At 37.1% G+C, this 25424-nt stretch carries 26 protein-coding genes; 5 read left to right on the top strand and 21 right to left on the bottom strand.

Translation table 11 applies throughout. From position 1 onward, the window contains the following. The first annotated feature begins 37 nt into the window (after positions 1–37). Genes BR87_RS01655 through BR87_RS01645 form a run of 3 tightly spaced genes read left to right on the top strand, consistent with a single transcriptional unit; the run spans position 38 to position 3621 of the window. Positions 38–790 (top strand): DeoR/GlpR family DNA-binding transcription regulator, encoded by a 753-nt coding sequence (locus BR87_RS01655; protein WP_035027904.1) that lies wholly within the window; start codon positions 38–40, stop codon positions 788–790. After that, entirely contained in the window at positions 787–1701 is a 915-nt protein-coding gene (gene pfkB / locus BR87_RS01650) for a 1-phosphofructokinase (protein WP_035027901.1), read from the top strand. The genes BR87_RS01655 and pfkB overlap by 4 nt, the downstream gene beginning before the upstream one ends. An 18-nt stretch (positions 1702–1719) precedes the next feature. Then, on the top strand, positions 1720–3621 hold the full coding sequence (locus BR87_RS01645) for a PTS fructose transporter subunit IIABC (protein WP_035027898.1): 1902 nt from the start codon (positions 1720–1722) through the stop codon (positions 3619–3621). A 55-nt stretch (positions 3622–3676) separates the two neighbouring features. On the opposite strand, the gene BR87_RS01640 is transcribed toward BR87_RS01645, so the two are convergent. Together BR87_RS01640 and BR87_RS01635 are read right to left on the bottom strand one after the other, a co-directional pair. Beyond that, a complete protein-coding gene (locus BR87_RS01640; protein WP_035027894.1) occupies positions 3677–4402 on the bottom strand; it encodes an amino acid ABC transporter ATP-binding protein in 726 nt (241 codons plus the stop codon). Continuing rightward, positions 4395–5873, bottom strand: a complete 1479-nt coding sequence (locus tag BR87_RS01635) for an ABC transporter substrate-binding protein/permease (protein ID WP_035027892.1) — start codon at positions 5871–5873, stop codon at positions 4395–4397. The genes BR87_RS01640 and BR87_RS01635 overlap by 8 nt, the downstream gene beginning before the upstream one ends. Positions 5874–6124: 251 nt before the next feature. On the opposite strand from BR87_RS01635, the gene BR87_RS13150 reads away from it, so the two are divergent. Further along, positions 6125–6271: a hypothetical protein gene (locus tag BR87_RS13150; protein WP_169741126.1), complete on the top strand. Its 147-nt coding sequence runs from the start codon at positions 6125–6127 to the stop codon at positions 6269–6271. Positions 6272–6326: 55 nt separating this feature from the next. Here BR87_RS13150 and BR87_RS01630 read toward each other — a convergent pair whose 3' ends face one another. The 5 genes from BR87_RS01630 to BR87_RS01610 form a co-directional block, all read right to left on the bottom strand. Beyond that, the gene (locus tag BR87_RS01630; RefSeq protein ID WP_035027889.1) at positions 6327–6647 is read right to left on the bottom strand and encodes a nucleoside triphosphate pyrophosphohydrolase family protein; all 321 of its coding nucleotides are present in this window, start codon (positions 6645–6647) and stop codon (positions 6327–6329) included. 60 nt (positions 6648–6707) lie between these two features. Continuing rightward, positions 6708–7301: a ribosome biogenesis GTP-binding protein YihA/YsxC gene (yihA, locus tag BR87_RS01625; RefSeq protein ID WP_035027886.1), complete on the bottom strand. Its 594-nt coding sequence runs from the start codon at positions 7299–7301 to the stop codon at positions 6708–6710. A 364-nt stretch (positions 7302–7665) separates the two neighbouring features. Continuing rightward, entirely contained in the window at positions 7666–8910 is a 1245-nt protein-coding gene (gene clpX, locus BR87_RS01620) for an ATP-dependent protease ATP-binding subunit ClpX (RefSeq protein WP_035027884.1), read from the bottom strand. 237 nt (positions 8911–9147) lie between these two features. Then, positions 9148–10428, bottom strand: coding sequence for a trigger factor (gene tig, locus BR87_RS01615; protein WP_035027880.1), 1281 nt, complete (start codon positions 10426–10428; stop codon positions 9148–9150). 160 nt (positions 10429–10588) lie between these two features. Beyond that, a complete protein-coding gene (locus BR87_RS01610; RefSeq protein WP_156959062.1) occupies positions 10589–11503 on the bottom strand; it encodes a tetratricopeptide repeat protein in 915 nt (304 codons plus the stop codon). 308 nt (positions 11504–11811) lie between these two features. On the opposite strand from BR87_RS01610, the gene BR87_RS01605 reads away from it, so the two are divergent. Then, positions 11812–13170, top strand: coding sequence for an ISL3 family transposase (locus BR87_RS01605; protein ID WP_211249961.1), 1359 nt, complete (start codon positions 11812–11814; stop codon positions 13168–13170). Between the two features lie 92 nt (positions 13171–13262). Here the strand turns inward: BR87_RS01605 and BR87_RS01600 are convergent, their stop codons facing one another. The 14 genes from BR87_RS01600 to BR87_RS01535 form a co-directional block, all read right to left on the bottom strand. Continuing rightward, positions 13263–14045, bottom strand: a complete 783-nt coding sequence (locus tag BR87_RS01600; protein WP_035027874.1) for an acetyl-CoA carboxylase carboxyl transferase subunit alpha — start codon at positions 14043–14045, stop codon at positions 13263–13265. A 46-nt stretch (positions 14046–14091) separates the two neighbouring features. Then, the gene (gene accD, locus BR87_RS01595; protein WP_035027871.1) at positions 14092–14940 is read right to left on the bottom strand and encodes an acetyl-CoA carboxylase, carboxyltransferase subunit beta; all 849 of its coding nucleotides are present in this window, start codon (positions 14938–14940) and stop codon (positions 14092–14094) included. 28 nt (positions 14941–14968) lie between these two features. Beyond that, complete coding sequence (locus BR87_RS01590) at positions 14969–16336, bottom strand: acetyl-CoA carboxylase biotin carboxylase subunit (protein WP_035027868.1); 1368 nt, start codon at positions 16334–16336, stop codon at positions 14969–14971. Positions 16337–16340: 4 nt separating this feature from the next. Then, positions 16341–16772 (bottom strand): 3-hydroxyacyl-ACP dehydratase FabZ, encoded by a 432-nt coding sequence (gene fabZ / locus BR87_RS01585; protein ID WP_035027867.1) that lies wholly within the window; start codon positions 16770–16772, stop codon positions 16341–16343. A gap of 12 nt (positions 16773–16784) precedes the next feature. Further along, positions 16785–17285 carry an acetyl-CoA carboxylase biotin carboxyl carrier protein gene (gene accB / locus BR87_RS01580; protein WP_035027864.1) on the bottom strand — a complete coding sequence of 167 codons (501 nt, stop codon included), beginning with the start codon at positions 17283–17285 and terminating at the stop codon, positions 16785–16787. Beyond that, positions 17285–18523, bottom strand: a complete 1239-nt coding sequence (gene fabF / locus BR87_RS01575) for a beta-ketoacyl-ACP synthase II (protein ID WP_035032676.1) — start codon at positions 18521–18523, stop codon at positions 17285–17287. The genes accB and fabF overlap by 1 nt, the downstream gene beginning before the upstream one ends. 19 nt (positions 18524–18542) lie before the next feature. Further along, a complete protein-coding gene (gene fabG / locus BR87_RS01570) occupies positions 18543–19280 on the bottom strand; it encodes a 3-oxoacyl-[acyl-carrier-protein] reductase (protein ID WP_035027863.1) in 738 nt (245 codons plus the stop codon). 36 nt (positions 19281–19316) lie between these two features. Beyond that, complete coding sequence (gene fabD / locus BR87_RS01565) at positions 19317–20267, bottom strand: ACP S-malonyltransferase (protein ID WP_035027861.1); 951 nt, start codon at positions 20265–20267, stop codon at positions 19317–19319. Between the two features lie 159 nt (positions 20268–20426). Further along, on the bottom strand, positions 20427–21386 hold the full coding sequence (fabK, locus tag BR87_RS01560) for an enoyl-[acyl-carrier-protein] reductase FabK (protein WP_035027860.1): 960 nt from the start codon (positions 21384–21386) through the stop codon (positions 20427–20429). Between the two features lie 29 nt (positions 21387–21415). Beyond that, on the bottom strand, positions 21416–21646 hold the full coding sequence (locus tag BR87_RS01555; protein WP_035027857.1) for an acyl carrier protein: 231 nt from the start codon (positions 21644–21646) through the stop codon (positions 21416–21418). A gap of 78 nt (positions 21647–21724) precedes the next feature. Next, positions 21725–22702, bottom strand: coding sequence for a beta-ketoacyl-ACP synthase III (locus BR87_RS01550; RefSeq protein WP_035027854.1), 978 nt, complete (start codon positions 22700–22702; stop codon positions 21725–21727). Between the two features lie 17 nt (positions 22703–22719). After that, the gene (gene fabT / locus BR87_RS01545; RefSeq protein ID WP_035027851.1) at positions 22720–23172 is read right to left on the bottom strand and encodes a fatty acid biosynthesis transcriptional regulator FabT; all 453 of its coding nucleotides are present in this window, start codon (positions 23170–23172) and stop codon (positions 22720–22722) included. Between the two features lie 231 nt (positions 23173–23403). Beyond that, positions 23404–23745 (bottom strand): hypothetical protein, encoded by a 342-nt coding sequence (locus BR87_RS01540; protein ID WP_035027847.1) that lies wholly within the window; start codon positions 23743–23745, stop codon positions 23404–23406. Between the two features lie 266 nt (positions 23746–24011). Next, positions 24012–25421: an ISLre2 family transposase gene (locus tag BR87_RS01535; protein WP_035027845.1), complete on the bottom strand. Its 1410-nt coding sequence runs from the start codon at positions 25419–25421 to the stop codon at positions 24012–24014. Positions 25422–25424 lie beyond the last annotated feature (3 nt).

Here is a 25424-nt window from a genome sequence, read left to right as displayed (position 1 = left end):
TTTTTGATGGTATTATAAGAGTTCGAGGAGGGTCGATATGTTAACTGAAGAACGTCATAATTATATTCTTACTCAATTAAAACAGCGCGGACTAGTAAAATCCCAAGACTTGATAAATAATTTAAATTGCTCTGAATCCACTATCCGCAGAGATTTAGCTTTATTAGAAGCCGCTGGAGAATTAACCCGTATACATGGCGGAGCTAAAAGAACTTATCACTTAGATGAAGAATTGACAGCTCATGAAAAAACCTCCAAAAACATCCAAGAAAAAAAAGCCATTGCTGAATTAGCAGCTTCTTTTATTGAAGAAAATGATACCATTTTTTTAGATGCAGGAACCACTACCCTTTATTTAATTCCTTTTTTAAAAAATAAAAACATTCGAGTTGTGACAAACGGCATTCAGCAGGCAACTTTATTATCAGAGCTACAAATAAAAACGATTCTGCTTGGCGGAGAAATCAAGACAACCACAAAAGCAATCATTGGAACGGTCAGCAACAATCAATTAAATGATTACCGATTTAATAAAAGCTTTTTGGGAATAAATGGCATTGATTCGGAATTTGGCTTTACTACTCCAGATATTGAAGAGGCTGCTGTTAAAAGACAGGCTCATTTACACAGTTCAAAAACTTACTTCTTAGCCGATCAAACAAAATTCGATAAAGTTAGCTTTGCAAAAGTTTGTGAGCTTGAGGATGCTATTATTGTGACAGATACTATCGACCATACTGTTTATCAAAGTTACTTTGATCAAACAACTATTAAGGAGGCAAAAAAATGATTTATACTGTTACCCTTAATCCATCGATTGACTACATTGTTGAAGTTCCTAATTTCAAAATGGGAGAGTTAAATCGAATGGCAAGGGATATTAAACTGCCCGGAGGAAAAGGAATCAATGTTTCCCGCGTGCTTCACCAACTCGAACAGCCTACAACTGCTTTAGGTTTTCTAGGAGGTTTTACCGGCGATTTCATTACCAACTGGTTGAATCAAGAAGAAGTGATAACTCAATTTACACCGGTTCAAGACGATACAAGAATTAATGTTAAATTGAAATCCGATCAAGAAACAGAGATTAATGCAAATGGTCCGGTTATTACCGAAAAAGAAGCGCAGGCACTCTTATCTCAATTCGATCAGTTAACCTCAAATGATTTAGTCGTTATTTCCGGTAACCAGCCTGCCTCTTTGCCTAAGGATTTTTATCAGCAGATCATTTCTCGAATTGTTGCTACGGGAGCTCGTTTTGTGATGGATACAACAGGACAAGCCTTATTGGATGCTCTTTCTTTTCATCCTTTATTGGTCAAACCCAATCACCATGAATTAGCAGATTTATTCCAAGTCACTTTTAATTCTGTTGACGACATGATTCCTTATGGAAAAGAATTAATTAAAATGGGCGCTTCTTATGCTTTGATTTCTATGGCAGGAGATGGAGCATTATTTTTCACAGAAGATAAAGTATACCAATCAACTGTTCCTAAAGGGAAAGTGAAAAATTCAGTAGGAGCTGGCGACTCAATGGTCGCAGGTTTTATCGGAACGCTTATACAGACGAAGGATCCTTTAACAGCTTTTCAAACTAGTGTTGCTACAGGTAGTGCTACAGCTTTTTCAGATGATTTAGCCAAGAAAAAAGAGATTGACCGTCTTCTTTCTCAAGTTCATGTAACTTTGTTAAGTTAACTATTAGGAGGAAAAAATATGAATATCAACGATTTACTGCTTAAAAGCGTCATGATAATGGATTTAAAAGCAACCACTAAAGAAGCTGCAATTGATGAAATGATTGCTAGTTTAGCTGCTCAAGACCGTCTCAATGATTCGGCTCTTTTTAAAGAAGGTATCATGGCCAGAGAAGCACAAACTTCAACGGGACTTGGAGATGGCATTGCTATGCCGCATGCAAAAACAGCTGCAGTCAATGAAGCTACTGTATTATTTGCTAAAAGTACAAAAGGTGTGGAATATGAAGCTTTAGATGGTCAACCAACCTATTTATTCTTTATGATTGCTGCTCCAGAGGGTGCTAATGACACTCATTTGCAAGCTTTAGCCAGCTTATCTCGGTTATTAATAAACCCTGAATTTGTTGCTTCTCTAAAAGAAACAACAACACCTGATGAAGTCCAAAACTTATTTACAGAAGCAGAGCAAAAACGGTTAGCTGATGAAAAAGCCGAACAACAAGCTGAAGCAACTAAAACTCCCGATGTTGATCGTCCTTTTGTTATTGCAGTAACTGCTTGTCCTACTGGAATTGCTCATACCTATATGGCTGAAGATGCTCTGAAGAAAAAAGCTGCTGAAATGGGTGTAGATATCAAAGTTGAAACCAACGGAACTGAAGGTGTTAAAAACCGATTGACTGCAGCTGATATTGAACGTGCTGCAGGCGTTATCGTCGCTGCTGATAAAAATGTCGAAATGAATCGTTTTGATGGCAAACATGTTCTGCAACGTCCAGTAAGTGACGGAATACGTAAATCTGAAGAACTGATTGATAAAGCTGTTAAACAGCAAGCTCCTACTTTCCATGCAAGTGGTGAAAGAGATATGGAAGATTCAGAAGAAGAAAAAGGTTCTATTATAAGCAAAGTTTATAAAGATTTGATGAATGGGATTTCACATATGCTGCCTTTCGTAGTCGGCGGCGGTATTATTATGGCTCTTTCTTTCCTAGTTGAACCTTACTTTGGAGATAAAAGCGAAATTTTTACTTTCTTAAATTCTTTAGGCAGTAATGCTTTTAACTTTTTGATCCCTATTTTAGCTGGTTATATCGCCATGAGTATCGGTGATCGTCCCGGATTAATGCCAGGGATGGTCGGTGGATTTATGGCTGTTCAAAGTAATGCTGGTTTCTTAGGTGGATTAGCTGCTGGTTTCTTAGCAGGTTATGTTATTCTTTTCTTAAGAAAGCTTCTAAAAGGTATGCCTAAGTCATTGGAAGGGTTGAAATCAATCCTGCTCTACCCTGTACTTGGTTTGTTTATTATCGGTTTATTCATGTACTTTATCATTGATCCTGTTTTTTCTACTATTAATACTGGCATGATCAATTTCCTTGAAAATCTTGGGACTGGGAACGCAGTAATTTTAGGTGCGTTACTAGGCGGAATGATGGCTATTGATATGGGCGGTCCTTTCAATAAAGCTGCCTACGCTTTTTCAATCGGCATCTTCACTGATACAGGTGATGGGAGTTTAATGGCTGCTGTTATGGCTGGTGGGATGATTCCACCTTTAGCTATTGCTCTAGCAAGTACAATCTTTAAAAATAAATTTACAGAAGAGGAAAGAAAATCCGGTCTGACAAATTATATTTTAGGACTTTCTTTTATTACTGAAGGGGCTATTCCTTTCGCAGCCGCTGACCCAATGAGAATTATTGGTTCGTCTGTTGTAGGTGCTGCAATCGCAGGTGGATTAACTCAATTCTGGGATATTACTATTCCAGCACCACATGGTGGAATATTTGCAATTGGTCTTTCAAACCATGCAATTCTTTTCTTGATTACATTAGTAATTGGAATGATTGTTTCTGCTACTATTCTTGGACTATGGAAAAAACCTGTTGCGGTTAAAGATGACAATAAAAAATAAAAAATGATAGAAAAAAACCTCAAAACTTTTTAAGTTTTGAGGTTTTTTTTTGGTTCTATAATACTTTTGCTAAGAAGTTTTTTGTTCGTTCATGTTGTGGGTGGTCGAATAGTTGTTCAGGGTTTCCTTCTTCTACAATATATCCTGCATCCATAAAGATAATTCGATCTGCAACTTCTTTAGCAAATCCCATTTCATGCGTAACCACAACCATCGTCATTCCCGTTTCTGCCAAGTCTTGAATAACTTTTAAAACTTCTCCTACCATTTCAGGATCTAATGCCGAAGTGGGTTCATCAAAAAGCATAACTTTAGGGTTCATCGCCAAAGCTCTCGCAATGGCTACCCGTTGTTGCTGGCCTCCGGATAAGTTAACGGGATACGCTTTGTCTTTATCCGCTAATCCCACTTGTTTTAAAAGTTTAGCTGCTTGTTTTTCTGCTTCTTCCTCTTGCATTCCTTTGACTTTAATAGGGGCAATTTTTAAATTTTCGATTACTGAAAGATGCGGGAAAAGATTAAAGCTTTGGAAAACCATTCCCATTTTTTCACGTAATTGGTTAATTTTATTTTCATTCAATTTGGTTAAGGTTGTATCTTCAAAAATAATTTCTCCACTCGTTGGGGTTTCCAACAAATTTAAGCAACGCAATAATGTACTTTTCCCTGAACCAGATGGACCAATGATAACGACCACTTCACCTTTTTTTACTTCTCCGCTAATATCGATCAAGACTTCATTTTTATCAAATGTTTTTTTTAAATGGTTAAACTTAATCATGGTTCATCTTCCCTTCATAGTAATTCAGTAACTTGGTTAAACTATACGTTAAAATAAAGTAGATGACCATCGTAACAGCTAAAGGAGCAATTCCTCTATAGGAAACCGACGTAACGATTTTCGTTTGGAAAATTAAATCACTTACACCGATAATCGAAACAATGGAACTTTCTTTAATGACTGTTATAAATTCATTGCCTAAAGCAGGCCAAATATTTTTTAACGCTTGCGGGAAAACAATATAACGCATTGTTAGCTTTTTACTCATTCCCAAACTTCTTGCCGCTTCTGTCTGTCCCTTACTGACCGAATTCAAGCCTGAACGGATGATTTCACAGATATAAGCAGCACTGTTTAAAGATACAGCAATAATACCTGAAGCTAAGGCTGGGAGGTTGATCACATAACCAACCGCAAAATAGATAAACATAACTTGAATCATCATAGGGGTTCCTCTGACAAATTCAACATATGCTGTTGCTAACCCACGTATAATTTTATTATCCATCAACCGCATCAATGACAATAGCACACCTAAGATGCTTCCAAATAAAACACTCAAAACAGAAATCAGGATTGTATAACCCGTTCCTCGTGCAAAATAACTCCAATAGTTAATCATTCCATTTGATTTTGTTTCTTTTTCTTCCGTTTCTCCTGGACTGTTTTTTAAGTGTTCTCCAGCTTCTTCTAAATACGTTTTCGTCAAGTTCTGTTCTTTTATATTAGAAAGAGATTCATTTATACTAGCAATGAGAGACTCTGATCCTTTTTTGACTGCTATAGCAATTCCTTGCTCTCCTTCGGCTAGTTCAAAGCCTCCATCAAAAGTAGCCAGTCCTGTATCGTTTGAAACATAAGCCATTGCACTTGGTTTTTCTATGATAATAGCTTCTATTTTATTTGTTTTCAATGCTAGAATTAAATCGGTTATTTTAGATAAACTTAATATACTTGACTCAGGCATCTGTTCTTTAGCCAATGTTTCCTGTAATGAGCCGGTTTGAACTCCTACCTTCTTTTTAACTAAACTATCTTTCGAATCGTAGACTTCTTTATCAGAGGGACGAATGACAATATTTTGCCCACCCGTATAATAAACATCAGAAAAATCAACACTTTGTTTCCGCTCTTCAGAAGGACTCATACCTGCAAGAATCATATCTACTTTATTAACTTCTAAAGCTGGCAACAAACTATCGAAACCCATGTCTTGAATTTCTAATTTAACATTTAAATCTTCTGCAATTTTTTTTGCAATCGAAATATCCATACCTACAATTTCATCTTGACCATCAATCGTAGCATGAAATTCATAGGGAGGAAAATCTGCACTCGTGCCGATCACCAACGTTCCTTTCGATTTAATTTTTTCTAATGAGTTATCGGCTGCTGATGCTTGTAGTGTAGGCAAAAAGCAATAAGCCAAAATAACCAATACTATTATTATAAAAGGCTTTTTTTTCATCATCTATTCCTCTTCCCTGCTATTTTTAAATTCTTGTGTAGTTTAACAGGAAAGGAATATTTATGCAAGCACTACTCCTTTATATTCGTTTATTATTCCCAATCATCACTTTTTATACATTTTTTAATGTATAAATTAATTTGCTTTTGGAAAACAACTTTAGGATCATACATTCATTTTTCTCAAAATAAAATAGTGGCATTTTACTTTCAATAGCGTTAAACTAATAATAGCTTTAAATAGGAGGTTATGTCGTGGGACAATTATCTAAAGTTGAAACCAGTCTAGATGATTTATTTCATAAGTTTGTACTTGATCCAGAAGAAACTGTAGCTAAAAAAGAGGATAAAGAAGAAAAAAAGTCTGAAAAAAAACTTGATTCTACTAATAAAAATGACTAAGTAAAAAGAGGTTGGGGCTAAAGCCCAACCTCTTTTGCATTCACTGAATTTTATTCTATTCATCTGTTCGTTGTCGGCTTCTTTCTTCTGAAAAGCCATTAGGATACCGTTTTTTCAATTTTTCGATATTTTGAATCGCTACATCTTCAAAAGGAATATCTGCCCATTCTGCAATTTGTGATAAATACCATAAAACATCTCCCATTTCTTTTACTAATTCTTTTTTATTCAAATCATGACCATGAAAGGTATATTTCTTGATCAAATCTACCAGTTCGCCCGATTCACTAGCTACACCTAAAGCACAGTTAGTTAATACTTGTTCATTTCCATATAATGTTCGATTAGCTAATTTTTGGTATTCATTAAACTCCATCTTTAAAAACTCCTTTTTCAACGGTACTCTTAACATGTAACATATAACTTTCTGATTGCATCAACTTTTTTTATTCAAGTATCCTTCGATTAACTTCCATGCCTCTTCTTTACCTTCACCTGTTTCAGAAGAAAACAACACAAAATCATCTGCAGAATCAAATCCCAAAGATTCTTTGGAGATCTTCATATGTTTATTCCATTTACTTTTAGAAATTTTATCTGCTTTTGTAGCAACTACAATGACTGGAATGCCATAATATTTAAGAAACTCATACATTTGTTTGTCGTCAGCAGTAGCAGGATGTCTAAAGTCAATCACGCATAAAGCAGCCTTTAAAGGTTCTCTCTGAGTAAAATAAGTTTCTAACATTTCTCCCCATTTTGCGCGTTCTGTCTTAGATACTTTTGCATATCCATAACCCGGCACATCAACGAAATAAAATTTATCTTCTATAATATAATAATTAAGTGTTTGTGTTTTACCCGGCTTACTTGAAGTACGTGCTAATCCCTTTCGATTGATCAATGTATTGATAAAAGAAGATTTGCCCACATTTGAACGTCCTGCTAAGGCAATTTCAGGCAGCCCTGTATTAGGGTATTGTGCTGGTGATACAGCACTGATCACAATATCCGCTTTGTTAACTTTCATGTTTTAATCTCCATCTCTAATCTAAATTCTTCACTCATTTTAACATATATCAAGTTTAAAAACACAGCTTTCTTTGATTCCTATTTTAAGGATTAATTAAACCACTACTTTTTTCCTGTTTCAAGATAAAAAAAGCGGGACCAGCCCGCCCTGACTTGAAAGAAATCTAGGAAATACGACTTGGGGAGCCACACTCCTTTCGTCGCCTTGTACTGATACTTTATGAAATGAATCACTAAAAGTACCAGTAAAAGTTTAATCTCGCTCTATATTCTTACACTTTTTTATAATACCCCACTCTATCAAAATAAAAAGCTTCGAATTACCCAAAAGTTCAGGTAATTCAAAGCTTTCTTCATTTTGATTAAAGGATTTTTTGACCTTGTTCATCATAAAAGTCAGGTAATCCATCTCCAACAACAGTTTCTTTTGTAATGACACATTTTGAAATTTCAGGACGGCTTGGCAACTCGAACATGATTTCCAACATAATATTTTCAATGATTGAACGTAACCCACGAGCACCAGTATTGCGTTCAATCGCTTTTTTAGCAATTTCACGTAGTGCTTGCTCTTCAAATTCAAGTTCAACGTTATCTAACATCATTAATTTTTTATATTGTTTTTCTAATGCGTTTTTTGGTTGAGTTAAGATATGCACTAGATCCTCTTCAGTTAATTTTTCTAATGCTGCTATTACTGGTAAGCGGCCGATAAATTCAGGAATTAGACCAAATTTCAACAAGTCTTCAGGAATAATCCGCTGCATCACACTTTCGCTATCATCCATAACTTTTTTAGTTGAACCAAAACCAATAACTTTTTCACCCATCCGATTTTTTACGATCGTTTCAATTCCGTCAAAAGCTCCACCTACGATAAATAGGATGTTGCTTGTGTCTAATTGAATAAATTCTTGATTCGGATGTTTTCTGCCGCCTTGTGGAGGAATATTAGCTACTGTACCTTCTAATATTTTTAACAAGGCTTGTTGTACCCCTTCACCACTAACGTCACGCGTGATCGAAACATTTTCGCTTTTACGAGCAATTTTATCAATTTCATCAATATAGATAATGCCTTTTTGCGCACGTTCCACATCATAATCTGCTGCTTGCATTAATTTAAGAAGAATATTTTCAACGTCTTCTCCGACATAACCTGCTTCAGTTAAACTGGTAGCATCTGCGATAGCAAATGGAACATTTAGAATACGAGCTAGGCTTTGAGCTAAGAATGTTTTTCCTGAACCAGTTGGTCCAATTAAACAAATATTGCTTTTTTGCAGCTCTACTCCATCTTCTTCCGTCCCAATTTGATTTATGCGCTTGTAATGATTGTAGACGGCAACTGAAAGGGATTTTTTGGCTTGTTCTTGGCCTATTACGTAATCATTTAGGATACTTCTGATTTCTTGTGGTTTAGGTACTTCTAAAAACTCTCCGTAGCCTGCATCACTAAATTCTTCATCAATAATTTCTTTACATAAGTCAATACATTCGTTACAAATGTACACTCCAGGCCCTGCAACAATTTTTTTTACTTGCTCTTGGGATTTACCACAAAATGAACAACTTACAGGTCCTTTGGTTTCTTCATCAATAAACATATGCTTGTCCACCTCTATTCTCATTCTAACTCATAATCTCGTTTTATCCGTTATCATTTGCTACTTAAAGGAATGGCAGCTTCCTTCAAACATTAACCATCATAGCATAAACTTCACTGCATTACCATCATTCTATTTGCAGCTTTAACGATATTACGATAGAGAAAAGAACTCCAAAAGTTTATTAACCTTTGAAGTTCTTTTTTCAGTTTCCGTTCTTCAGACTGCTTTTGTTGCTTATTTTTCTACTGCTGTAGAAGTAATCAAATCAATAGCTTTTTTCATTGAAATGTCATGTTTTAACATATCAGGAGTTAACGCAGAACGAACAGCGTCTTCTTCCATTCCATATTGTTCAGCTAATGTTTTAATTTCAGCTTCTACTTCTTCTTCAGAAGGATCAAAAGCTTCTGCTTCAACAATTGCTTCAAGTACTAAGTTCGTACGAGTTCTCATATCTGCATCGCTTTCCATTTGTTTGTGCAAGTCTTCTTCAGTAGTACCTGTAATTTGGTAATACATTTCAGGACTTACGCCTTGACGTTGCATATCATTTAAGAACATATCCATTTGACGATGTACTTCGTCGTGTACCATTGCCCATGGCAATTCTTCAATCGTTGCATTTTCTACTGCTTGACGGATAGCTGCTTCTTCATTTGCTTCATCTGCAGTAGCACTCTTAGCTTCAATTAATTGAGTTTTGATCTTTTCTTTTAATTCAGCCAAAGTTGAAACTTCTTCATCAACATCTTTAGCAAATTCATCATCTAATTCAGGTAATTCTTTTGCTTTCACTTCATGAACTTTCACTTTAAAGACTGCTTCAGCGCCTTTTAAATCTTCTGCATGGTAATCTTCAGGGAATGTAACTGTTACGTCTAATTCATCGCCTGCTTTAGCGCCAATCAATTGTTCTTCGAAGCCTGGAATAAATGAATTAGATCCAAGTTCTAATGAATGATTTTCTCCTTTACCGCCTTCAAAAGCTTCACCATTATTAAATCCTTCAAAGTCGATAACAACAGTATCTCCTTCAACGGCTGCGTCTTCTTTCAAGACCAATTCAGCTTGTTGTTCGCGTTTTGTTTCTAGATTAGCTTCAACATCAGCATCTGTTACTTCGCGATCTTGTTTTTCGACTGTAAGGCCTTTGTATTCTCCTAATTTAACTTCTGGTTTAACCGTAACGGTTGCTTCAATAACCCAAGGTTGACCTTTTTCCATTGATTTAACATCAATTTTAGGTTGATCTACAGGCTCAATTGCAGCTTCTTTTACTGCTGCTTCATATTCTTCTGGTAAGACTGCATTTAAAGCATCTTCATAAAGTGCTGCTTCTCCATACATTTTGTTGAATACTTGACGTGTAACTTTTCCTTTACGGAAACCTGGTACATTCAAAGTACCTTTCACTTTGTTGAAAGCTGTATTCATTCCTTCACTGATTTTTTCTTCTGAGATTTCAAATGTTAGGATACCGTCATTAGTACCTTTTTTTTCCCATTGTGCAGTCATGTATATTTCCCTCCGAAACACTCTATTTTTGGCAATTTATTAAAATTGCATACTCCCTAATCTTACACTATCACTGAATTTTTGTAAATACAAAGAGCTAAAACCTGTCAAAAAACACTCTTTTTCTTCTCATTACTATTGCATAATCCACTACAGATAATTAACTATTTGGCCTTTGAGCCAATTCTTCTATCGTATTATCTAATCGCAGCATCCATTCTGCTAATTTTGATATTTGTTCTGAACCATTTTCTTGATAACTATTTTGCTGGCCTTCTTCATATCGATCAATATAAAGTTGGACCCATTCTTCTGGAGCAGTAATAATTTCATCGATAAATGGATACAATAGCATAAAGTGGATATGAATTTCTTGACTAACAATTTGGTATAAAACTGGGTTATTATTTTCAAGCTGTTCTTTTAAAATGTCTTCTATCGCTTGAACGGCCTTGCTCTCTTGGATTGGCACTAAGTTTTTAGGAATGATTATATGCTTTTCATTAAACCATTCCAAGGTAAAAGGAGTGTCAATTTCTCGAGATAGTAAAGTTTGCAGCATGGTTGTCTTTGTTATTCCGTTCACAAAAGGGTTAGCTAATATGCTTTCTGCGGCTTGCAAAAATAAATGCGGTGGAAGTATTTCTGTTTCTTTAAATGTCTTTGATTGTTCTTCCAAACTTTGATTGCTCATAGAAAAAACATTTTTCAAAACTTGTTGCTGCTTATTTTTCTTAGTTCTTTCAAGTGATTCCTTTTCATCTTCCATTGATTGAGCTAAACTCTGCCAAAGCGTTACCGATACTTGATTATTTTGCTTATTTTTTTCAATAGCTATAATCTTTTCCGCTTGTAAAAAATCATGGTTTTTTATTAAAATAGAGGTATATAATGCATATAACTGTTCATCGTTTTGATAAAGAGAAAGGTGCTTACCTGCCATGTTTTTAGCTTTTTCATATTCTCCTACTTGGTATAAAACGGTAACAAGAACCAAGTTAGTTTCTCTATCCGATTTAATTGTATAAGCTTTTTCAATAAAGTCAACAGCTTCTCTTGTCTCTCCGCGTTCCATTAGGGACTTTCCTTGATTCAAATAGTATTCATAATTTTTTGGAAATTCAATTTTTTTTCCCAAGACTTTCACCCAATTCATTTTTATAGATACATGTTTTATTCTTTACTAGTGTACCATATGGATTAAAGGCTTGGTAAGATTAAGGTATTTCCTCTTTTGTTGAAACCGCATGCAAAAATAGGTTGTACAATATTTGACGTTGGTGAGTGAAAACTCGCTAACGTCTTTTTTCGTAAAAATAGAAAACAAGTGAGTTCTCCTGTAGAATTAAAGTCACCACAACCCATCCAAAGGAGAGAACTCACTTGCCTACATCAAATGATATGCGAAAAGTACTAGATATTCAAGACAAAAACATTATTTTTGAAGATGATTGCGTAGAATACGGTCAATTCAAAGGGAAGAAATGTAAATTTATTAAAGGCCGCTTGACCTACATTCCTCAGGAATGTATGAAGTGCCATGCAGCAAACGAACACTATACCATCTATCGTAACGGGACACAGGTTTCACGTATTACTTTGCCTATGAGCGGGGTTCATCCAACTTATTTATTACTCAAGAAGCAACGGTTCAAGTGTAAAGGATGTGGGGCTACATTTACTGCGAAAACGCCTCTATTGAAAGAAAATTGTTTTATTTCGAATCCTGTAAAAGCACAAATTTTAGATAAATCATCTATGGCTCAATCTATAAAAGATATCTCTAGTCAAACTAGAGTCTCTTCAGCAACGACGCAACGCGTTATTAATGAGCAAGCTAAGAATTATAAACCGCATTACTTCTGGCTTTCTAAACATCTTTCGTTTGACGAGTTTAAGTATGCCAACAGCACAATGGCTTTTGAATACATAGATGCCGAAAAAGGAACGATCATTGATATTTTGCCTTCTCGAGACAGCCGAACGATAAAAGACCATTTCCTTTCACGTTATAGCCTAAAGGCCAGAAAAAAAGTAGAAACCATTACAGTCGATATGAATGCCAGCTACGTCAATTTTATTCCCGTGCTTTTTCCAAACGCCAAAATTATCATTGATCGTTTTCATATTGTCCAGCTGATTAATCGTTCACTGAACCGTACAAGGGTAACGGTCATGAATCAATTTCACACCTCAAACGGAGAAGACATGAAAAAATACCGTCGATTAAAACGATTTTGGAAAAAAATCCTAAAGAAAGAATCTGAACTATCTTATACAAAATATACTTATTATGCTCTATTTGGTCTACGCTTAGAATCAGCAATTGTCGATGAAATGTTAGGATATAACACTATTCTGAGAGAGACTTACGAGGTGTATCAAGCTATTCTCAAAGCGGTTGAGAAAAACGACTACGATGAGCTAGTAAAGATTTTAGAAAAAGATTATCCACTTATTTCAAAACCAATGAAGACGAGCCTTAAAACATTGAAAAAGCATATAAAGCACATTAAAAATACATTTGCCTATAAGTACTCAAACGGAAAAATTGAAGGAATAAATAATAAGATTAAGGTCCTTAACCGTGTAGCCTATGGCTACAGAAACTTTGCGAACTATAAAAACCGTATTCTTCTGCACTTTAATATGAAACCAGCAACTATAAACAGAAAGAAAAAACACTTTTCAGGGCAGCTTAATGCTTACCATGAAAAGTGTATAGGATTTCTAATTAAATAAGTGACTAAAATTCTTCACCAACGTCAGTTGACGTAGAACCCAAAAATAAAACAAACACCATAGATAAAGAAATGGTGTTTGTTTTTAACTGTTTAATATTTTCTGAAACGCTGATATCTTTCTTCTACTAATTCATTTGGAGATTTAGCATTCAATTCATTCAATGTTTTTACTATTTTCTTTTTCAAGTTACTTAAAATACTCTGCTGAGTTAATAATTCGCCTTGATCAGTTTCTAAAACAATCTCATCGACAATATCTAATTCAAGTAAATTCTGAGCCGTCAATTTCATAACTTCTGCTGCTTCACCTGCTCTAGATGCATCTTTCCATAATATAGAAGAGAATCCTTCCGGAGAAAGGACCGAATACATTGTGTGTTCCATCATCCAAACTTGGTTTCCCATTGCTAGAGCAAGCGCTCCTCCGCTTCCCCCTTCACCGATTATAATTGAAAGAATAGGAACTTTTAACTGACTCATTTCAATCAGGTTACGGGCAATGGCTTCACCTTGTCCTCGCTCTTCAGCTTCAACTCCACAATATGCCCCTGAAGTATTGATAAATGTGATAACAGGACGATTAAACTTTTCAGCTTGTTTCATTAAGCGCAAGGCTTTCCGATAGCCTTCTGGATGAGGAGAACCAAAGTTCCGCTCAATATTTTCTGTTAGTTCATGTCCTTTTTGATTTCCGATTACAGTAATTGGCTGTCCATTTAAGGTAGCAATGCCTCCTACAATGGCTTTATCGTCACGGAAATAGCGATCTCCGTGAAACTCAATAAAATTTTCGAAAACAGCCTCAAATATTTCTAATGCTGTTAGACGCGATGTTTTTCTAGCCAAGGCGACTACTTCGCTCGCTTCGCTCAAATGTTTCACCTTCTCTTATACAAAGTTTCTTTCTGATCCGCTCTTGTTATTGATGAAGTTGAAGTAACAGCCCTAATGTTGCTTTAAGGTCTTTTCTTGGAACTATTTTATCGATAAACCCATTCTTTAAAACGGATTCTGCAAGTTGAAAATTATCCGGCAGTGTTTCTTTAATGGTTTGCTCAATAACACGTCTTCCTGCAAAACCTACTAACGCTCGCGGCTCTGATAGAATGATATCCCCTTGCATTGCAAAACTAGCAGTAACTCCGCCAGTTGTCGGATCCGTTAACACTGTGATATACAATAAACCGGCAGCACTATGACGAGCTACTGCTGCACTGATTTTTGCCATCTGCATTAAAGATAAAATACCTTCTTGCATACGAGCACCACCAGAAGCTGTAAAAATAACGATTGGTAATTTTTCTGCCAATGCCCGTTCAAGTGTTCGGGTTATTTTCTCACCCACTATACGTCCCATGCTTCCCATGATAAAGCTTGAATCCATTACACATATTGCCGTTTCAACGCCTTCGATAGTGGCTTTTCCAGTTACAACAGCTTCATCAAGACCTGTTTTTTGTTGCATTTTTTTTATTTTTTCATCGTATCCAGGAAAATCAAGAGGATTTTCAAAAGGAATGTCTACATTCCATTCTTCAAAACTCTCGCTGTCTACTGTTAATTGGATTCGTTCTTGAGCACCTATTCTAAAAGAGTAGCCGCATTCAGGACAAATTTTTTCTGATCCTAAATCTTTTCCATAAATGGCACGTTTACAATTAGGACACTGAGTAAACATTCCTTCAGGAACTTTAGGAGCATCTGTTTCATCTGCTTGTTGCGAACTTTTAGTGATAGGGATATAATCTCGTTTTTTAAATAGTCTCACATTCTCACCTCTTTATACCCTTAATGGACTATTCAACGCGCGGTTGCCACTCTTCAAGAAAAACATCTTGTAAAAAACTAGTATCGTAGGATCCATTAACAAAACGCTCATCAGCTAATAGATCTTCTTGAAAGAATTGATTGCTGATAATTCCTTCAATAACCAGTTCTCCTAGAGCTCGTTTCATTTTGGCAATAGCTTCTACACGATCAGCACCTTTTGTAATAATTTTAGCGATCATCGCATCATAATAAGGTGGTATAACATAACCTGCAAACATTGCACTTTCCACTCGCAATCCATTTCCACCGCTCGGCATCATTAAATAAGTGATTTTACCAGGGGAAGGAGCAAAATTAAAAGCTGGATTTTCTGCATTGATACGGCATTCAATTGTATGTCCAGTCAAGCGGACATCAGATTGTTGAATAGTCATTTTATTTCCACTAGCAATAATTAACTGTTCTTTGACAATATCGATTTCAGTTGCCATTTCTGTTACAGGGTGTTCAACTTGGATACGTGTATTCATTTCCATAAAATAAAATTTCCCGGATTGATCTAATAAAAATTCAATTGTCCCGGCATTCTTATAATTTACAAATTTTGCCGCTCGTACAGCTGTCTCGCCTAATGCTTGGCGTTGCGCTTCACTGATAGCCACAGAAGGAGATTCTTCAATCACTTTTTGGTTGTTCCGTTGTAAGGAGCAATCCCGTTCTCCTAAATGAATAACATTCCCATGGTGATCGCCTAAAATTTGAACTTCAATATGACGTGCATGTTCAATAATTTTTTCCATATACATACGGCCATCACCAAAGGCAGCTTGAGCTTCATTTTTAGCACTATTAAAAGCAGAAACTAATTCCTCCTGGCTGTATACTTTTCGTATCCCTTTTCCGCCGCCTCCAGCAGCAGCTTTCAGCATTACAGGGTAACCTAATTGTTCTGCAAGTTCTTTGGCTTTATCAGTATCGGTAATAAAGCCGTCACTTCCAGGAATAACCGGAACGTCTGCTTGGATCATCAAATCTCTAGCATTTGATTTGTTTCCCATTTGTTCAATGGTTTCCGGATCCGGTCCGATAAATGCTACGTTCATTTCTTGACACATTGTGGCAAAAGTACTGTTTTCCGATAAAAAACCAAATCCTGGATGGATAGCTTGAGAATTTGTAACTACCGCAGCACTTAAGATACTTTGCATGTTCAAATAAGAATCTGTAGCTTTTGCTGGACCAATACAGATAGCTTCATCAGCTAACTGCATATGCAGAGCGTCTCGGTCTGCTTCTGAGTAAATTGCTACTGTTTGGATACCCAATTCACGACAAGCACGAATGATCCGGACAGCAATTTCTCCGCGATTTGCGATTAATATTTTTTTGAACATCTGACTATCTTCCAATGATAAACGTTAATTCGGCTTCGCAAACCTTTTTGCCATCAACGTAAGCTACACCTTTGCCGATACCAGCATAGTCTTTTAATTTAACAATGTCGACCACTAACATCAATTGATCGCCAGGAACTACTTTTTTACGGAATTTTACTTTGTTCATGCCGCCTAAATAAGCTGTTTGACCTTTAAAGCGATCTAACTGCAACAACGGGATCGAACCGGCTTGTGCTAAACTTTCTAAAATGTACACACCCGGCAGGACAGGTTCGCCTGGGAAGTGACCTTGGAAAACTTCTTCATTGATCGTAACATTTTTTAATGCTACTACGCGTTCGCCTGGAATCATTTCATCTACGCGGTCAATAAAATAAATCGGGTAGCGGTTAGGAATTAAGTCTTGAATTTCTGCAATATTCATTTTAGTCATTTTTATTTCCTCCTAGACAATTCTGAAAAGCGGTTGATTGTATTCGACAACTTGCTCATCTTCAACAAAGACTTCAGCAATTGTACCTTCGACATCACTTTTTATTTCATTCATTAATTTCATTGCTTCAACAATACATAATGTTTCGCCAACTGTGACTGGATCGCCGACTTTTTTAAAAGCAGATTGATCGGGAGATGGAGCCATATAGGTTACACCAACCAATGGCGATTGGACAATATGTCCTTCTTTCGCTTCTTCTGCTTGAGGCTCTGCCGGCAGAACCACATCGTCTACTTGAAGGGATGCTTTTGATTTTGCCATTGTTCTTTGCTGTTGAACCGGCTGTGTATTTTCAGCTGTTTGGTTCAAAGCAGCAGGCTGCACATTCGATTGCATAGGAACAGTATTTTTACTCATTCGAACAGAAGCATTATCCATTTGCAAATCAAATTCCGTCAATTCAGATTGATCAACGAGTTTAAGTATTTCTTTAATTTGTTCAAAATCCATTATTGCCCCTCCCATTTTTTGAAACAAGTGACTGCGTTATGGCCACCGAATCCTAATGAGTTATTTAAAGCATAACGAACTTCAGCTTGTCTTCCTACTCGTGGAATATAATCTAAATCACATGCTTCATCGGTTGTTTCCAGTCCAATTGTCGGCGGTAAAAAGTCGTCTTGTAAAGCTTTGACACAAGCAATCGCTTCAATTGCTCCCGCAGCTCCTAACAAGTGTCCAGTCATACTCTTAGTACTGGAAATGGCAACTTTTTTAGCCGTTTCCCCTAAAGCGTACTTGATTGCCATTGTTTCTGCAGAATCATTTGCTGGGGTACTCGTTCCGTGAGCGTTGATATAGCCGACTTCTTCAGGTGTAATTCCTGCTTCTGCCATCGCATTTAGCATCGCTTTGCCTGCTCCGCTTCCATCAGGAGTAGGCGCCGTCATATGATAGCCATCACCTGTTGAGCCATAACCGACAACTTCTCCATAAATAGTTGCTCCTCGTTCTACTGCATGATCAAGGCTTTCCAGCATTAAGACTCCGGCTCCTTCACCCATGACAAAACCATGACGGTCTTTATCAAATGGAATAGATGCACGATCTGGATCTGTGCTAGTTGAAAGTGCTGTTAGAGCTGCAAACCCAGAGATTCCGATTTCATTGATCGTTCCTTCTGCTCCGCCTGCCAAAATAACGTCTGAGTAGCCATGTTTGATGTTGCGATAAGCTTCTCCAATAGCATTATTCCCTGAAGCACAAGCTGTTACAATGGATGTATTGATCCCTTTTGTACCAATTGCAATTGAAATATTACCAGCTACCATATTTCCGATCGCCATCGGCACAAAGAAAGGCGCAACACGTTGTGGTCCTTTGTCATGCATTTTGATGATTTGTTCTTGCATAGCGTTCAATCCACCAATACCAGAACCCACAATCACACCAAAACGATCCATATCGGTTTGTTCTGTGTCAATTCCACTCATTTCAACGGCTTGAACAGCAGCGGCCACCCCGTATCTTGAAAACTCATCCATCCGTTTTGCAATTTTTCGTGGCATGTAGTTTGTTGCATCAAAGTCTTTCAATTCTCCCGCTACACTAATACCTGTTTCAGTTGCATCGAATTTTGTAATCGGTGCAATCCCATTTTTTCCAGCTTTCAAACCATCCCAGAATTCATCGACTGTATTTCCTAAAGGGGTAACGGCACCCATACCTGTTATGACTACACGGTTCATATCTGTTCGTCCTCCTTCTTTAACCATTCATTACCATACCGCCGTCAATGTTGATCACTTGACCGGTAATATAGTTATTTTCACTTAAAAAAACTGCAGCTCGTGCTACGTCTTCTACTTGACCAAAACGTTTTAACGGAATTTGTCCCACAGCTTGTTCTTTCATTTTTTCTGATAAGACATCTGTCATTTCTGTTTCAATAAAACCTGGAGCAATCGCATTTACTGTAATTCCTCTAGCTGCTAATTCACGAGCAGCTGATTTCGTTAAACCAATTACACCGGCTTTACTGGCTGCATAGTTAGCTTGGCCCACATTTCCAACCAATCCCACGACGCTTGACAGGTTAATGATCGTACCGCTTCTTTGTTTCAACATGACTTTTGTAGCATGACGGATGGTATTGAATGTTCCTTTTAAATTGACTGCAATCGTTTGATCAAAATCTTCTTCAGACATCCGCATCAAAAGCATATCATTTGTGATACCGGCATTGTTCACTAACACATCCACACTGCCAAATACCTCTTTGGTTTCTTCAATTAATCGTTTGGCACTTTCAAAATCACTCATATCACCAAGTATGGTATGTACTTTAGCACCATAGCCTTGGATTTCCTCAACTACATCCGTCGGAATGGGTTTTCGACCGTTCAGGACAATGTTTGCTCCAGTTTTTGCAAATGCTACGGCAATGGCTTTCCCTATTCCTCTTGAACTACCTGTAACGATAACCGTTTTGTTTTCTAACGTCATGAACTCATTCCTTTTTTTTTAATGAAAAACGATTTTTTATATGTGACCATCTGACTTCAACGCTGCTAATTTAGTTAACGTTTTTTCTAATGTTTTATTATTTTCCACATTTAAAGTAAGGACAGATTTATCAATTTTTTTAATAAAACTGCTCAACGTTTTCCCCGGGCCAACTTCGATAAAGGTATCTACCCCTAAATCGATCATGGCTCTGACATCATCTTCCCAATAAACAGGTGACATGACTTGCTTAACCATCGTATCAAGAATTTCTTCTTTCGTCGTAAACACTTTAGTAGTTGTATTACTAACGACAGGCAAATCAGGATCATTAACCGTCACTTCTTTTAAAGCTTCTGCTAGTTGTTCAGCTGCAGGTTGGAGTAACGCTGTATGAAAAGGACCACTTACTTGAAGCGGAACCACACGTTTAGCTCCTTTTTCCAGCAGAATTTCTCCCGCCTTGTCAACCGCTTCTTTAAGACCGGCAATCGCTATTTGTCCAGGCATATTGTAATTAGCAGGAGAAACCACTCCTAGATCACTTGCTTCTTGGCAAGCTTCCATAATGGTTTCACGATCTAATCCCAAAACAGCGCTCATTGCCCCTTCGCCTAGTGGGACAGCTTCCGTCATGTATTGACCGCGTTTCTTCACTAATTTTACCGCTTCAGTGAAATCCAGTACTCCAGCTTTCACAAAAGCGCTGTATTCACCTAAACTTAAACCAGCTACAACTTCAGGTTCAATCCCCTTTTCTTTCAGTAAAGCATCGATTGCTGTACTGAGTGTTAAAATAGCTGGCTGAGTATACGTTGTTTGATTAAGCAATTCATTTTCTTCAAAACAAAGTGCTGCAACATCCATATTTAAAGCTGCACTTGCTTCATTAAATAGAGTACGGACAATTTCGTGATTATCGTAAAGTTCTTGTCCCATCCCAGAATATTGAGCACCTTGGCCACTGTATACAAAAGCAATCTTCATTGATAATGACTCCTTCAGTTCGCTTTTTAATAAAACCCTTCAAAATGACTACTGGAATACCAGAAATTTCGACTCCAAAAAAATAACCAGAAATCCTTGGAAGCCAATAGGAACTTCTTTCAGCTTTCTGGTATTTAAATAGAACAAACCGTTTACTTTTTATAAAGACAAAGCGCGTGCTTGTTTTTCGATTACTTCTTTGTATTCATCCATTAGTTGATGAATGATTTCTTCGCAACTTTGTTCTTTTTTTACTAAACCGGCACTTTGTCCTGACATAAAAGATCCGGTTTTTTTGTCTCCATCCACTACTGCTCGCTTCAAAGCGCCTTTTCCGAGAGCTTCTAAACGAGAAAAATCAGGATTTTCATCACTAGTAATTTCTTTCTCAACTTTTAAATACTCACGAGTTAGTTTGTTACGCAATACGCGAACGGGATGTCCAGTAATCATACCTGTTACTACGGTGTCGATATCTTTTGCTTTCAAAATAGAATCTTTAAAGTTTCGGTGCGCGTTACTTTCGTATGCAACAACAAAACGAGTCCCAAGTTGAGCAGCAGCAGCGCCAAGTGACATAACAGCAGCTACACCGCGCCCATCTGCAATTCCACCAGCAGCAATAACGGGAATTGTAACCGCATCTACCACTTGTGGAACCAAATTCATAGTAGTCGTTTTGCCAATATGTCCGCCGGCTTCCATTCCTTCACAGATGATTGCATCTGCTCCATCAGCTTGCATTCTTCTTGCTAGAGCAACTGAAGCTACGACTGGGATAACCACTGTTCCAACAGCTTTGAATTGTTCCATATATCTTCCTGGACTACCCGCGCCTGTTGTGACAACTTTTATCTTTTCTTCGCAGACAACTTGCACCACTTCGTCTACATGTGGAGAAAGGAGCAGCACATTGATCCCAAACGGTTTATCGGTTAGTTTCTTTGTTTCTATGATCAATTCACGAACAGTTTCTCCTGTCGCATGCCCACAAGCAAGAATGCCTAAACCTCCTGCATTTGAAACCGCACTTACTAGACTTGGATCAGCGACCCATGACATAGCACCTTGAATAATGGGGTATCTAATGCCAAGTTTTTCGATTAATTGAGACTGCATACAGGTTCCCTCTTTCTAATTGGTTGTTCTTATTTTTTAGCTAACTCTGCATCTACAAACGTTACGATATCTTGAACAGTAGTTAGTCCTTCTTCTGATTCGATTTTAATATCAAATTCGTCTTCAATATCGTTAATGATTTGGAATAAGTCTAAGCTGTCCGCTTCTAAGTCTTCACGGAAGTTTGTTTCTAATTGTACTTCTTCTTCCTCTTTGTCTAATTGGTCCACGATAATTTCTTGAATTTTTTCGAATGTCATTTTTGTTTCCTCCATTATAGTTGTTTTTTAGTATGTGCTTAATTTTTTTATAGCTTAAGCAAGCTTGTTGTTACTTAATTAAAGTTGGATTAACATGGAACCCCAAGTGAGTCCTCCACCAAATCCAGTTAAAATAATTTTTTCGTCTTTACCAAGAGTCAATTCACCAGAAGAAACAAGTTCATCTAATAAAATCGGAATACTAGCTGCCGAAGTATTTCCATAATTGGAAATATTTAAGGCAAACTGTTCAAAAGGTATTTTTAATTTCTTCGCAATGGCTTGAATGATTCGCGAGTTCGCTTGGTGCGGTATGATTCGCGTGATATCTGTTAAGGAAAGATCGGCAGTTTCAACAACCGAACGAATACTTTTCGGCACGCTTCGAATAGCAAAATCGAAAATGGCTCGGCCTTCCATCTTTAAAAACACATCATTCGGCTCTTTTTGAGAGCTGTAAGGATTTTGAACGGGTAATGAGCCAGTTGTTAAGGCTAAGCCTCGGCTTCCATCTGCATGGATGTCTTCGCCTAGAAAACTTCCTTCTGTTTCTGTTCGTTCTAATAAAACCCCGCCAGCACCATCACCGAACAAAACAGCTGTACTTCTGTCTTCCCAATTAATAATCTTAGACATAACTTCTCCGCCTAAAACAAGAGCATAACGGAAAGCACCACTTTGCAGCATCTTTTCAGCTACAGACAAAGCGTAAATAAATCCTGAGCAAGCTGCACTTACATCAAAAGCCATCCCTTGCTTGGCTCCAAGATAATCTTGAACTAAACAAGCAGTTGAGGGACTCAGATAATCCGGCGACATAGTAGCCACAATGATTAAATCGATTTCTTCTGCAACGATACCCGTTTTTTCAAGAATCGCTTGAGCCGCCTTCCCGCAAAGAACAGATGTATTCTCCGTTTCAGCTAGATGGCGTCTTTCGATGCCAGTTCTTGTTTTGATCCATTCGTCACTGGTGTCCATTAAACTTTCCAACATTTCATTGGAAACTACTTTTTGAGGAACATAGCTCCCGGTACCAATAATTTTTGCTTGCATCGAGTTCAACTCTGTTCTTATAAATTATTTTTTATTTGGTCTAAAAAAATATGAAGGTTTCTTAGACCTTTGATTAATATCTCAGCTTCTTCTTGTTCCATTCCAGATATAGTCTCTTTCACCATATCTCGATGAAATTTATCATGTAATCGATAAAGAAGTCGGCCTTTCTTGGTAAGACCTAACTTAACAACCCTTCGATCCATTTCACTGCGAATTCTTTCAACATACCCTTTTTTAACTAAGTTATTGACAGAAACGGTCAGTGTACCAGCAGTAATAGCCAGCTTTTTAGCAACTTCGGATGTCGTATGGTCTCGATTCATTCCGATAGCTTCGATGGTATGCATTTCTTTAATAGAAATATCTTTAAATGTACTGCCTTGAAGCGCATCTTCTTCAATGATCATAATTTCATTAAAAATCGTAATTAAATAAGTATTGATTTCATGTACTAATGTTTTATCCACATCAGCTCCTCCGTTCTTATATTTGCTTCCAATAAATTACTTTGAGCATCAAACTATTTGACTATCAAACTATATTATTAAAATCAAAAACTGTCAAGCAGAAAATAAAATAAAATAATACAGTCCTACTTAAATAGCTGTTTATTCAGTTTGTACACCTGTTTTTTTTAAAATAAAAAAAACATCCCTTCTCTTTTTAAGAATGGATGTTTTTGGGGTTATTCTATTTGATTAAACTTCACTATGGACAAATTCAACGATATCTTTAAAATTAACGATTGTTTTAGATTCCATAATATCTTTCATTTTTTCAGAAGATTTTTCCCAATAGATTTCAACAACTGCACTGTTATTTAACAACTTTACAATAGTTCCAGCCATTTTTTCATCTCTAAATAAAAAAATAATTTGATCTCCCAAGTCTGGTCTGAAAGAAGCTTTTATTTCATCGATAATTTCATTTGCTTCATCATACGGCACGCCCAAAAGAGTCGCAATTCTTGATTTGCTGGCTCCTTTTCGAAGCTCAACCTCAACTAACGATTGAATTTCTTTGGTTATTTTGTTTCCCATATAAATTCCCTCATTTCTTTGATTCTTAAAGCACGTTACCTGAATATTTTATCGTTCACTTCTCTATTATAACATATTTTTCATCAAAATGAAATCTACGAAACAAGCGGGTTTGTGTCAAGTTTTTCTCGAGCGTCCTATTCCTTCACTAGTTTAGGCACTCTATTTTTGTACACCCATCAGCTACCGCACGGCTCCGCCGCTTGCTGGCCCATCTTTTGGAAGAACGTTCCTAAAACCAGGAACCTTCTCCCAAAAGACAGGAATTAACGAAAACTTTTAATTAATTGTCCTATTGCCGATGAACGAGAGGCATACAATGGAATGATCCCATTCTTTGCCCCGACTGACTGCCGTGTTTTCTCATGCAATAACGACGATAAACGAACCGTTTGGTTCAGCTTGCGTTGTTGTCTCGCACTTCTATTTTGTTGGTGAAGATAGTCTTCACGCAAGGTGTGATTGAACATCCCTTGTTTTACCTTTACCATAGCTTCGCAACCTTCTGCACTCCAATGCATTCCTCGCTTTTTCATGCGAAAAGAGATGTGTCGTTGATTCGACTCCATTGCGCCTAATCCTCTGGCGCCTTTCGGAGCCTGTTCTACTTTTTCGCGCCAATCGAAAATCCGATCCCAATTCCGTAAAACATAGGTTCTAAATGTATTCAGTTTTTCCACTGCTGCTGTTTCGTCTAACGTACTTTCATACGTATCCAGCCAAATAGTTAAATGATCTAAATCATGCGTCTTTAATGCTTGCTTGACCTGCTGTTTAAAAACGTTAGTTTTCACGCCAAATGCACGATTCAAGCCTTGGAAGACATGATAAGAGTCTAGCTGATTGAGAACGGGATAATTCGATTGAGAAAAAGCTTCTTGGAATCTATCTGCAGTATAGCCTTGTCCACCGTCACTATTGGTAATGACTTGGGCTTGTTGTAAGGCATAATGATTCGCTGTAAAGGCTTGAACCTCTGCCCAAAAACCAGCGGTTTTTTTAGTCGTCATAATGGCTTTAGGTTCCTTTAAGGAAACGCGTTTTCCGTTTTTATTCCAGCCTTCGTAAAGAATGGCATGACGAACTTCTAAGCTTTTTTTCTTTTCTGTTCCACGAACAAAAACGCCATCCGCTTCGGCATAGAAATAGTCCACTTTTTTCCCTTCTGGTAATTCAGCTGCTTCTTCTAGCTCCAATACGCTTTCTTCATCTTCACGTGCTTGTGCTGATCCAACGCGTTTAAGAAGACTGCCAACTGTTTGGTGGCTGATTGTGACAGCCGTCCATTCATTTAGCATAGTTGCAGTATCTCGATAAGTAGCTTTACTCGCCAACTCAGCCACTTTTACTTCTACTAATGGACTATGACGCTGATATTTTCGAATGCCTAACCACTCATCTAGTGGATAATGATTCTGATCCGTGTGATCTACCATTAAGGTACGATAGTACCGAACGGGACCGAAAATAAATTGGACCGTTTTCCAATCTTCTCGTTTCACTTTCCAACCTTCAAGTTGTTTCTCCTCTTTGATCACCTGATTGATATGAGTGAAGACATCTCCCACTAATTCAGAAAATACTTCATACATATAAACCTGAATAGCTTCTTCTGTCTCTATTAAATTGTTTGAATCCTTTATTATTTGGTAAACCTTTGATATAATCTTATTCATAAG

This window comes from Carnobacterium mobile DSM 4848 (genome assembly GCF_000744825.1).
In the GTDB taxonomy this organism is placed as follows: Bacteria; Bacillota; Bacilli; order Lactobacillales; family Carnobacteriaceae; genus Carnobacterium_A; species Carnobacterium_A mobile.
This window is presented reverse-complemented; position numbering and strand designations above follow the sequence as displayed.